Here is a 10,469-nt window from a genome sequence, read left to right as displayed (position 1 = left end):
TTCGCCGCCCCTGCGCCCCGGCACCCCGCCCGCCCAGGCTGGGCCTGGGCGCGGCGGGGTGCCGTGGGGGGTTACTTCTTGGCGCCGCGGCGGGCCGCCGTCTTCTTGGCGGGGGCCTTCTTCGCGGTCGTCTTCTTGGCCGCGGTCTTCTTGACGGCCGCCTTCTTGGCGGTCGTCTTCTTGGCCGCGGTCTTCTTGGTGGCAGTCTTGCGGGCCGCCGTCTTGCTGGCGGGGGCCTTCTTCGCCGCCGCCTTCTTGGCCGCTCCGGTACGCGCCGTGGCGGTCTTGCGCGCCGTGGACGCGGCCGCGGTGCGCACGGTCGCCTTCTTGGCCGCGGTCTTCTTCGCCGCGGTCTTCTTGGCGGCCGCCTTCTTGGCCGTGGCCTTCTTCGCCGCGGCCTTCTTGGCGGTCTTCTTGGCGGGGGCCGAAGCGCCCTCGGTCAGGCTGCCCTTGGGGGCCTTGCGGACGGACGGGCCGTCCTTGGGGAGCTTCTTGCCCCCGCCGACCAGGTCCTTGAAGCCCTGACCGGCCCGGAAGCGCGGCACGGACGTCTTCTTGACGCGGACCTTCTCGCCCGTCTGAGGGTTGCGGGCGTACCGCGCGGGGCGGTCCACCTTCTCGAAGGAGCCGAACCCGGTGACCGACACGCGGTCGCCGGACACCACGGCCCGGACGATCGCGTCGAGCACCGCGTCGACGGCGTCGGAAGCGTTCTTGCGGCCGCCCAGCTGGGGGGCGACGATCTCGATCAACTGCGCTTTGTTCATGGTTTCCTCTACGAACGCCGAATACTGGACAAGTCCACCTGATCATGCGGCACGTTAGGGAAATAAACCGTGCTAATCAATGACTAAAGGGGACATATCACCCTTGTGTCGCAATGAGTTGGGCCATCAGCGCACCCCCAACCCCCTTCCGGGGGCCCGGAACGGCCTCCGCGACGGCCTGTCAGCGGGCGTTCTCGGCCCGGATCGGCGCTCAACGCCGGGCCTCCAACTCGGCCAGGAAGCCGTCCAGGCGCCGCGCCGCGCCGCCCAGATCCCGCTTGGCCGCCGCCGTGATGGCCAGCAGCCGCCGGGTCAGCGTCCGGCGCACGGATTCGGGCGCATCCAGGCGTTGGACCAGCGCGTGAGCGTGCTTCAACCGCTCGGCGAGGGTGCGGAACAGCTCCAGGTCGGTGTCGCGTTCCACCCCTTGATTGTGACACCGCGCGCCCCTCCGTCTGCGGAGGGGCGCGCGGTGTGTGCGTGGCGGGTCGGCCGCCACCGGGGTCGAGGAGGCGTCAGAGCGCCTGCGTCACCGGCTTGAACGCCGGCCGGCGGGCCTCGAAGGCGGCGATGTCGGTCTCGTTGCGCAAGCTGAGGCTGATGTCGTCGAGGCCCTCCAGCAGCCGCCAGCGGGTGTTGTCGTCCAACTCGAAGGGCTCGTCCACCGCCTTCTCCCCATCCCCCGCCGTGACACGGCGGTTGACCAGGTCGACGGTGATCTCGGCGGTCGGGTCGGCCTCGGTGATCTCCCAGAGCCGCTCCACCACCGGCTGCGGCAGCACCACCGTCAGCAGGCCGTTCTTCAGGGAGTTGCCGCGGAAGATGTCCGCGTAGCGGGAGGAGATCACGGCCTTGAAGCCGTAGTTCTGCAGCGCCCAGGCGGCGTGCTCCCGGGAGGAGCCGGTGCCGAAGTCGGGCCCGGCGACGAGCACCGAGGCGCCCTGCCGCTCGGGGCGGTTCAGCACGAACTCCGGGTCCTTGCGCCAGGCCTCGAAGAGCCCGTCCTCGAACCCGTTGCGGGTGATCTTCTTCAGCCAGTGGGCCGGGATGATCTGGTCGGTGTCGACGTTGCTCCGGCGCAGCGGAACGGCCCGGCCGGTGTGCGTGGTGAAGGCTTCCATGGCGGCTCAGACCTCCGTCGTCGGGGCGGTGCTGTCGGATCGGGCGAGGTCGGCCGGCGAGGCGAGCGTGCCGACCACCGCGGTGGCCGCGGCGACCCGCGGCGACACCAGGTGGGTGCGGCCGCCCTTGCCCTGCCGCCCCTCGAAGTTGCGGTTGGAGGTGGACGCGGAGCGCTCCCCCGGGGCCAGCTGGTCGGGGTTCATGCCCAGGCACATCGAGCAGCCCGCGTGCCGCCACTCGGCGCCGGCGGCGGTGAACACCTGGTCCAGACCCTCGTCGACGGCCTGCAGGCCGACCCGGGCGGAGCCGGGCACCACCAGCATCCGGACGCCGTCGGCGACCTTGCGGCCCTTGATGACCTCGGCGGCGGCGCGCAGGTCCTCGATCCGGCCGTTGGTGCAGGAGCCGACGAAGACGGTGTCGACGGCGACCTCGCGCAGCGGCGTGCCGGCCGTCAATCCCATGTAGTCCAGGGCCTTCTCGGCGGCCTGGCGCTCCGAGTCGTCGGCGAAGGAGGCCGGGTCGGGGACGGCGGCGGAGAGCGGCGCGCCCTGGCCCGGGTTGGTGCCCCATGTGACGAACGGGGAGAGCGCGGCGGCGTCGATGACGACCTCGTGGTCGAACGCCGCGTCCTCGTCGGTCCTCAGGGTCTTCCAGTAGGCGACGGCGGCGTCCCAGTCCTCGCCCTGCGGGGCGTGGTCGCGGCCCTCGAGGTAGGCGAAGGTGGTGGCGTCCGGCGCGATCATGCCGGCCCGGGCGCCCGCCTCGATCGACATGTTGCAGATCGTCATGCGGGCCTCCATCGACAGCTTCTCGATGGCGCTGCCGCGGTACTCGATGACGTAGCCCTGGCCGCCGCCGGTGCCGATCTGCGCGATGACGGCGAGGATCAGGTCCTTGGCCGTGACGCCCTCGGGGAGTTCGCCCTCGACGGTGACCGCCATGGTCCTGAACGGCGCCATCGGCAGCGTCTGGGTGGCCAGCACGTGCTCGACCTGGCTGGTGCCGATGCCGAACGCCAGGGCGCCGAAGGCGCCGTGGGTGGAGGTGTGGCTGTCGCCGCAGACCACGGTGGTGCCGGGCTGGGTGAGCCCCAGCTGGGGGCCCACCACGTGGACGACGCCCTGCTCGCGGTCGCCCAGCGAGTGCAGCCGGACGCCGAACTCGGCGCAGTTCTTGCGCAGCGTCTCGATCTGGTTGCGGGAGACCGGGTCGGCGATCGGCTTGTCGATGTCGAGCGTCGGGGTGTTGTGGTCCTCGGTGGCGATGGTGAGGTCCGTGCGGCGGACCGGCCGGCCGGCCGCGCGGAGCCCCTCGAACGCCTGGGGGCTGGTGACCTCGTGGATCAGGTGGAGGTCGATGAACAGGAGGTCAGGCTCGCCCTCGGCGCGCCGGACGACATGGTCGTCCCAGACCTTCTCCGCCAGTGTGCGTCCCATCGCTGTCCCTTCGGGCGGCAGCACTGCCGTCCTAAGTTGATTCGGGTGTGATGTCCGTCAGACTGCCAAGGTTTCCGTCTCGGCGAACTTGCGTCTCGCCATCTGAGACTGCAATATCGTTTCATGGACAACTCTAGCGGCGTCGGCGTTCTTGACAAGGCCACCGCGGTGCTGAGCGCACTGGAGGCCGGGCCCACCACGCTGGCCGGGCTCGTGGCCTCCACGGGCCTCGCCCGCCCCACGGCGCACCGCCTCGCGGTCGCACTCGAGTACCACCGGCTGGTGGCACGCGACATGCAGGGGCGCTTCGTGCTCGGCCCGCGGCTCGGCGAACTCGCCGCCGCGGCGGGCGAGGACCGGCTGCTGGCGGCGGCCGGGCCGGTGCTGACGCATCTGCGGGACGTCACCGGGGAGAGCGCCCAGCTCTACCGGCGGCAGGGCGACATGCGGGTCTGCGTGGCCGCGGCCGAGCGGCTGTCCGGCCTTCGGGACACCGTGCCGGTGGGGTCGACGCTGCCGATGAAGGCGGGGTCGGCGGCGCAGATCCTGCTGGCGTGGGAGGAGCCGGAGCGGCTGCACCGCGGGCTGCAGGGGGCGCGGTTCACCGCGACGGCGCTGAGCGGGGTGCGGCGGCGCGGGTGGGCGCAGAGCGTCGGGGAGCGGGAGCCGGGCGTCGCGTCGGTGTCGGCGCCGGTGCGGGGGCCGTCGAACCGGGTGGTGGCGGCGGTGTCGGTGTCCGGGCCGATCGAGCGGTTGACGCGGCAGCCGGGGCGGATGCATGCCGCCGCGATCGTGGATGCGGCGGCTCGGCTCAGTGAGGCGCTGCATCGCGGGAACTGACGGGTCGGCTGTGGTCGCCGTTCGCCGCCCCTTTGCCCCGGCACCCCGTCCACCCTGCTGCGCAGGGCGAGCGGGCGCCGGGGCGCGTCAGCGCTTCAACAGGCGGCCGGCCTGCCAGCGGACCAGGGCGAGGAGCAGGGCGGTCAGGGCGACGGCGGGGGCGATGACGTTCAGCGGGGAGGAGCCGGCGATGACGAAGAGCAGCGTCACCGTCAGCACCGTCACCGAGATCAACGGGGCGGCCCAGTACCAGGCGAGGAAGACGAAGATGCCCGGGTCGCCCGCCGGCGTCGGGGCGCCGAGGATCATCCGGTCCGAGCGGACCGGCCCCCGGCACGCGCCGTAGACCGCGGCCACCGCGAACGGCACCGCGCACAGCGGCATCACCAGCAGCGCCCACCGCGCCTCCCCGCCGCGCAGCGCGAACGGGATCGCCTCCAGCGCCCCCAACACCGCCCCGGCGAGCGCCGGGACGACGGTGTGGCGCAGCATCAGCGACGACATCCGGAACGGCGACCACGCCGCCCGCCGCAGGTCGTCCGTCTCCACCCGCGCCGACTCGGCCAGCGTCGCGACGCCGACGTAGCCCAGCACCAGCGCGGCCACCAGCATCAACCCCCGCTCGGCGCCCGGCAGGGCGGTCGCCCAGCCCGCGGCCGCCGCGCCCGCCGCCGTCCACAGCACCGCCCGGCCCACCCGGCCGGGCGCCCGCAGCAGCGCCGTCGCGTCCCGCCAGGGCACCAGCAGCGCCCGCCGCTTCGGCATCGGCAGCCGGGGCAGCCGGCGCCGCCCGTCGCCCGCGGTGGCCTGCGCCACCGCCAGCCGCGCGGCGCGGAGTTCGACCGACCAGCCGACGGACGCCACCGTGGACGCCGTCGCCGCCCGCGCCCGCAGCGCCGCGTTGGGCACCGCGGCCGCGTCCCGCCAGGCCTGCCACAGCGCCCACGCGCTCGCCGCCGCCAGCAGCGCCAGCGCGGCCCACCAGCCGGGCGCCGAGCCGCCGGAGGCGCGGATCACCGGCTGCGCCGCCCAGCCCCACGGGCCGGACCACAGCTCGATCCGCTCCAGCACCCGCACCGGGTGCCCCAGCCAGGCGAAGACCGTCTGCGCGGCCACCGCCACCAGCGCCAGCGCCGCGAACGGGCTCAACCGCCGCACCAGCGAGGCGAGTCGGGGACGCCGCTCCACCGCGGCGCCCAGCGCGGCCGCCAGCAGCGGCAGGCCGAGCCCCGGCGCCAGCAGGGCGGCGAACGCCACGCCGAAGGACGCCAGGTGGACGTAGGCGAGCAGGACGGCCCCGCCGAGCGCGCAGAGCGCCCCGACGACCGCGCCCGCCAGGGCGTTGTTCCGGAACCAGGGCCGGAGCACCCGGGCGCGGTCCACCGGTTGGCCGAGCAGCCAGGAGACCGTCGGGCCGGGGACGACCACCGGGCCGCGCCACAGCCCGTCCCGGGCGGCCAGCAGCGCCAGCGCGGCGCCGATCAGCACCAGCCCGGCGGGCAGGGTGCGCAGCAGCGCGGGGCCGAGGTTGCCGTGCAGCGAGTTGAGGACCAGCCCGTGGACCGTCCGGTAGACGACGGTGGAGCCCCAGCCGATGCCGATCAGCACCACGGCGTAGAGGATGAAGCCGAGGTCGCGGTTGCGCTGGGCGCGGTGGGCGCGGCGCTTGATGCGCAGCCAGGCGAGGGCGACCGGGGTGCGGTCGTCCTCCGGACCCCAGCCGCTCATGCGTGGATGCCCGTCTGGGCGAGCACCGCGGCGGGCTTGCCGTCCGCGATGACCCGGCCGTCCTCCAGCGCGATCATGCGGTCGGCGACCTCCTCGGCGAGCTCGGGGTGGTGGGTGGCGAGGAGCACGGCGACGCCGTCCTCCTTCTCGCCGACGAGGAGTTCGGCGAGGCGGCGCCGGGCGCCGGGGTCGAGGCGCTGCTCGGGCTCGTCCAGGACGAGCAGGTCGCGGGGGCGGACCAGGGCCGCGGCGAGCAGCAGCGACTGCATCTGCCCGGAGGAGAGCGAGGACGGCAGGGCGTCGCCGTGGTCGGCGAGCCGGCGGTCCTCGAGCACCTGGTCGATCCAGCCGGCGGCGTCGGCCACCCCGTGGGCGACGGTGACCAGTTCGAGGTGCTCGCGGACGGTGAGGTCGGGGTAGCAGGCGACGGTGTCGCCGACGACGGCGACGCGGGCGCGGACCTCGGGGTCGTCCTCGTCCATCGGGCGGCCGTCGAACTCGACGGTGCCGGTGGTGGGTTTGTCGCGGCCGGAGGCGATCCGCAGCATGGTGGACTTGCCGGAGCCGTTGTGGCCGTAGAGGGCGACGCAGCGGCCGGCCGGCAGGTCGAGGGAGAGCGGGAGCAGCGCCTCGCGGTCGCCGTAGGTGCGGCTGATGCGGTGGAGGCGGAGGAGCGGGGCGGGGGCCTTGGGCCTCTCGGCGGCGCTGCTCTTCTTCTTGCTGCCCATGGGGCCTCCGCTGGGTGGGGCAAACGAAGAAGCCCTCCGCAGGTGCGAAGGGCCTGATCTTCAGCGATGTGGTAGCCCCGACCGGATTCGAACCGGCGCTACCGCCTTGAGAGGGCGGCGTGCTAGGCCGCTACACAACGGGGCCCCTAGCGAACCACGCTGACGCGTGGTGCCTGCGCGATCCCCGCGAGAGGGATCCTGTAGCCCCGACCGGATTCGAACCGGCGCTACCGCCTTGAGAGGGCGGCGTGCTAGGCCGCTACACAACGGGGCCCTAGCTGACTTCTGCTGATGTACTGCGATGCTGCTGTGACCAGCGAGAAAGTCTCGCTGGGGTACCAGGACTCGAACCTAGACTAGCTGAACCAGAATCAGCCGGGCTGCCAATTACCCCATACCCCACTGAGCTGCTCCCCCTGCCGGGGGGCTTCTCGGTGTTTCGCGCGCTGCCCTCTCGGGCGGCGCAGGAAGAACATTACCCGATGCGGGGCCGTGCTCCAAAACGGGTTTGCGGGCACGTCACGGTGCGCGGCGGTCGCCGCCGCCGCCCGTTCGCCCCGGCAGCCCGCCCGGCCCGGGGGGCCGGGACGGGCTGCCGGGGCGCGCCTCAGGCCTGCACGAGCGGGCGGGCGGCGCGCAGCCGGCGGAGCGACTCGTCGCGGCCCAGCAGCTCCATCGACTCGAAGAGCGGCGGCGACACGCGGCGGCCGGTGACGGCGACGCGCAGCGCGCCGAAGGCGACTCGCGGCTTGAGGCCGAGCCCGTCGATGAGCGCGGTGCGCAGCGCCTCCTCGATGGGGGCGGTGGCCCAGGTGTCGAGCGCCTCCAGCGCGGCGGTCGCCGCGTCCAGCACCTCGCCCGCGTTGCCCTTGAGGATCTTGGCGGCGTCGGCCTCGTCGACGGCGAAGTCCTCCGGGGCGACGAAGAGGAACCCGAGCATCCCCTTCACCTCGTCGAGCACCGTCATCCGCTCCTGGACGAGCGGCGCCGCCTGCGCGAGCAGGTCGAGCTGCTCCTTCGTCGGCCCGCCGGCGGCGGCGTCGAAGAGGAACGGCACCAGGCGGGCGGCGAAGTCGTCCGCCTCCAGCATCCGGATGTGCTCGGCGTTGATCGCCTCGGCCTTCTTCAGGTCGAAGCGGGCCGGGTTGGGGTTGACGTCGGCGACGTCGAACGCGGCGACCAGCTCGGCCATCGAGAAGCGGTCCTGGTCGGGGCCCATCGACCAGCCCAGCAGGGCGAGGTAGTTGAGCAGCCCCTCGGGCAGGAAGCCGCGCTCCCGGTAGAGGTTGAGGCTGGCCTGCGGGTCGCGCTTGGAGAGCTTCTTGTTGCCCTCGCCCATCACGTACGGCAGGTGGCCGAAGAGCGGGACGCGGCCGTCGGTGACGCCCACCTCGCCGAGCGCCTCGTAGAGGGCGATCTGGCGGGGGGTGGAGGAGAGCAGGTCCTCGCCGCGCAGCACATGGGTGATGCCCATCAGGGCGTCGTCCACCGGGTTGGTGAGGGTGTAGAGCGGGCTGCCGTCGGCGCGCAGCAGGGTGTAGTCGGGGACGTGCTCCGGCTCGAAGGTGAGCTCGCCGCGCACCAGGTCCGGGAAGGTGATGGTGCGGTCGGGCATCCGGAAGCGCAGCACCGGCTTGCGGCCCTCGGCGCGGTAGGCGGCGATCTGCTCGCCGGTGAGGTCGCGGCAGCGGCCGTCGTAGCCGGACGGCCTGCCGGCGGCGCGGGCCGCGTCGCGGCGGGCCTCCAGCTCCTCGGGGCTGCAGTAGCACGGGTAGGCGCGGCCGGCGTCCTTGAGCTTCTCCACCACGTCCCGGTAGACGTCCATCCGCTCCGACTGGCGGTAGGGGCCGTGCTCGCCGCCGACCTCGACGCCCTCGTCCCAGTCGAGGCCGAGCCAGCGCCAGGCGTCGAGGATGTCCCGGTACGACTCCTCCGTGCTGCGCGCGGTGTCGGTGTCCTCGATGCGGAAGACCACCTTGCCGCCGTTGCGGCGGGCGTACGCCCAGTTGAAGAGGGCGGTGCGGATGAGCCCGACGTGCGGGTTGCCCGTCGGGGACGGGGCGTACCGCACGCGGATGTCGGACGGGCGGTCGGAGGGAGGGGTGCTGCTAGTCACGCTTGACCATCCGGTTGGTGAGAGTGCCGATGCCTTCGATGGTGACGGCGACCTCGTCGCCGACCTGGACGGGGCCGACGCCCGCGGGGGTGCCGGTGAGGATGACGTCGCCGGGCAGGAGCGTCATCGCCTGGCTGACGAAGGCGATCTGCTCCGCGACGGACCTGATCATCTGGGAGGTGCGGCCGGACTGCCGGACCTCTCCGTTGACGGTGCAGGTGACGGCGAGGTCGGCCGGATCGAGTTCGTTCTCGATCCACGGGCCGAGCGGGCAGGCGCCGTCGAAGCCCTTGGCGCGGGCCCACTGCTTCTCGGCGCGCTGGGCGTCGCGGGCGGTGAGGTCGTTGGCGCAGGTGTAGCCGAGGATCACCTCGGGGACGCGCTCGACGGGGACGTCCCGGCACACCCGTCCGATCACCACGGCCAGTTCGGCCTCGTGGTGCACCTCGGAGGAGAAGGACGGGTAGGGCACCGGGTCGCCGGGGCCGACCACCGAGGTGGAGGGCTTGAGGAAGGTGACCGGTACGTCGGGGACCTCGTTGCCCAGCTCGGCGGCGTGCTCGGCGTAGTTGCGGCCGAAAGCCACGATCTTGCTGGGCAGGACGGGCGGCAGCAGCCGCACGTCGCCCAGGGCGTGGCTCGTCCCCGTCGGCTTGAGGGATCCGTCGTCCTGCCGCAGGACGGCGGCGACGGTCAGGCTGGCGAGCTCGTCGGGGCTGCTGCCCTTCGCGGGGTCGTGTTCGACCACCCCGAAGGAGATCTGCCCGTCCTTGGAGAACCTGGCGATGCGCACGGCTGGATCGGCTTCCTGTCTTCGTTGGCGCGGATGGGGCACGGCACCCGTCGGGGCGCCGGCCGCGGCACGAGAAGAAGAGGACCGGCCCGCGGTGATCCGTCGGGCCGGTCCAGGTTATCGCCGGTGCGCCGGCGGGGCGTAATGCAATACCCCGGGCGGTGTCAGCCGGCCGCGGGGCGCCACTCGGGCAGCGTGTCGAGCACGGTGCGGCGCGGGTTGGCGGTGGCGTCGGGCAGCACCTCGCGGTGGATCTCGGGCAGCGCGCCGGGCTCGATGCGGAGATCGGGGCCGGCGTGGACGAGCGTGGTCCGGCGGGGGTTGGCGTAGCGCCGGGGGGAGGCGGTCTGACGGTGCGGCACCGGTGCGTCACTCCAAGGTTGTTCGACAGGGTTGCGAAACGGTTCTCGCCTTCCAGCGTAGGACGCCGGTTCGTACCCGAAACGTTGACCTCGGCGTGACCTCAACCGCATTCGACCTGTGAGTTTCCTCACTTTTCGTTCTGGGGTACCAGTGGGGCAGTTGTCACATGACAACGATTCACCCCGATAAATGCCTACAAAGCGCCCGGCTTCGGCGTTCTGACTCACCGGTAAGTAGCGGTCGGGTCACGGCGCGCTCCGCCCCCCGAAGCAACAGATATCGGAAAAGCGAGACATCGCACCCCCGATTTGACCACGTCGTGCGCATGACCGGATGCGCTCGGTGGCGGCGCGCCGGACGCCGACCCCGGCCCTTGTTGGGGTTGGAGCGCTGTGCTGGAATTCCACGGACCGCCGCCGTCCACCCCACGCGCACGCGGCGTCGGATCGCATCCCGGGAGCCCCTCCCGGTGGATACGACAGATACGGCGGCGCCCGACAGCGAATGTGCCCGCCGTACCGACATCGTCCTGCCGCCAGCGGCGGGGGACCCTTGGTCAAAAGGTTGCAACTG

General features: G+C 72.9%; 10 protein-coding genes and 3 tRNA genes. 1 reads left to right on the top strand and 12 read right to left on the bottom strand.

The window, feature by feature from the left end; translation table 11 throughout:
• Positions 1-71: 71 nt before the first annotated feature.
• From BIV57_RS10340 to leuC, 4 genes are all read right to left on the bottom strand, one after another.
• The gene (locus tag BIV57_RS10340) at positions 72-767 is read right to left on the bottom strand and encodes an HU family DNA-binding protein (protein WP_071656414.1); all 696 of its coding nucleotides are present in this window, start codon (positions 765-767) and stop codon (positions 72-74) included.
• A 211-nt stretch (positions 768-978) separates the two neighbouring features.
• Positions 979-1,191, bottom strand: a complete 213-nt coding sequence (locus BIV57_RS10335) for an SCO5555 family protein (RefSeq protein WP_071656413.1) — start codon at positions 1,189-1,191, stop codon at positions 979-981.
• Between the two features lie 91 nt (positions 1,192-1,282).
• Positions 1,283-1,888: a 3-isopropylmalate dehydratase small subunit gene (gene leuD / locus BIV57_RS10330; protein ID WP_071656412.1), complete on the bottom strand. Its 606-nt coding sequence runs from the start codon at positions 1,886-1,888 to the stop codon at positions 1,283-1,285.
• Between the two features lie 6 nt (positions 1,889-1,894).
• Entirely contained in the window at positions 1,895-3,328 is a 1,434-nt protein-coding gene (gene leuC, locus BIV57_RS10325) for a 3-isopropylmalate dehydratase large subunit (RefSeq protein ID WP_071656411.1), read from the bottom strand.
• 123 nt (positions 3,329-3,451) lie between these two features.
• On the opposite strand from leuC, the gene BIV57_RS10320 reads away from it, so the two are divergent.
• Positions 3,452-4,168, top strand: coding sequence for an IclR family transcriptional regulator (locus BIV57_RS10320; RefSeq protein ID WP_071656410.1), 717 nt, complete (start codon positions 3,452-3,454; stop codon positions 4,166-4,168).
• 87 nt (positions 4,169-4,255) lie between these two features.
• Here the strand turns inward: BIV57_RS10320 and BIV57_RS25090 are convergent, their stop codons facing one another.
• From BIV57_RS25090 to BIV57_RS10280, 8 genes are all read right to left on the bottom strand, one after another.
• Entirely contained in the window at positions 4,256-5,896 is a 1,641-nt protein-coding gene (locus BIV57_RS25090) for a DUF6297 family protein (RefSeq protein WP_071656409.1), read from the bottom strand.
• Positions 5,893-6,624, bottom strand: coding sequence for an ABC transporter ATP-binding protein (locus tag BIV57_RS10310; protein ID WP_071656408.1), 732 nt, complete (start codon positions 6,622-6,624; stop codon positions 5,893-5,895). The genes BIV57_RS25090 and BIV57_RS10310 overlap by 4 nt, the downstream gene beginning before the upstream one ends.
• A 69-nt stretch (positions 6,625-6,693) precedes the next feature.
• A tRNA-Glu gene (locus BIV57_RS10305) sits at positions 6,694-6,769 on the bottom strand.
• 56 nt (positions 6,770-6,825) lie between these two features.
• Positions 6,826-6,898, bottom strand: a tRNA-Glu gene (locus tag BIV57_RS10300).
• 56 nt (positions 6,899-6,954) lie between these two features.
• A tRNA-Gln gene (locus tag BIV57_RS10295) sits at positions 6,955-7,026 on the bottom strand.
• A gap of 205 nt (positions 7,027-7,231) precedes the next feature.
• Complete coding sequence (gene gltX / locus BIV57_RS10290) at positions 7,232-8,740, bottom strand: glutamate--tRNA ligase (protein ID WP_071656407.1); 1,509 nt, start codon at positions 8,738-8,740, stop codon at positions 7,232-7,234.
• Positions 8,733-9,533, bottom strand: a complete 801-nt coding sequence (locus BIV57_RS10285; RefSeq protein ID WP_071656406.1) for a fumarylacetoacetate hydrolase family protein — start codon at positions 9,531-9,533, stop codon at positions 8,733-8,735. The genes gltX and BIV57_RS10285 overlap by 8 nt, the downstream gene beginning before the upstream one ends.
• Before the next feature lie 164 nt (positions 9,534-9,697).
• The gene (locus tag BIV57_RS10280; protein WP_071656405.1) at positions 9,698-9,895 is read right to left on the bottom strand and encodes a hypothetical protein; all 198 of its coding nucleotides are present in this window, start codon (positions 9,893-9,895) and stop codon (positions 9,698-9,700) included.
• Positions 9,896-10,469: the final 574 nt, after the last annotated feature.

The sequence above is a fragment of the Mangrovactinospora gilvigrisea genome (genome assembly GCF_001879105.1).
Taxonomy (GTDB): domain Bacteria; phylum Actinomycetota; class Actinomycetes; order Streptomycetales; family Streptomycetaceae; genus Mangrovactinospora; species Mangrovactinospora gilvigrisea.
Note: the sequence above shows the minus strand (reverse complement) of the source record. Positions and strands in the feature narration are given on the sequence as shown.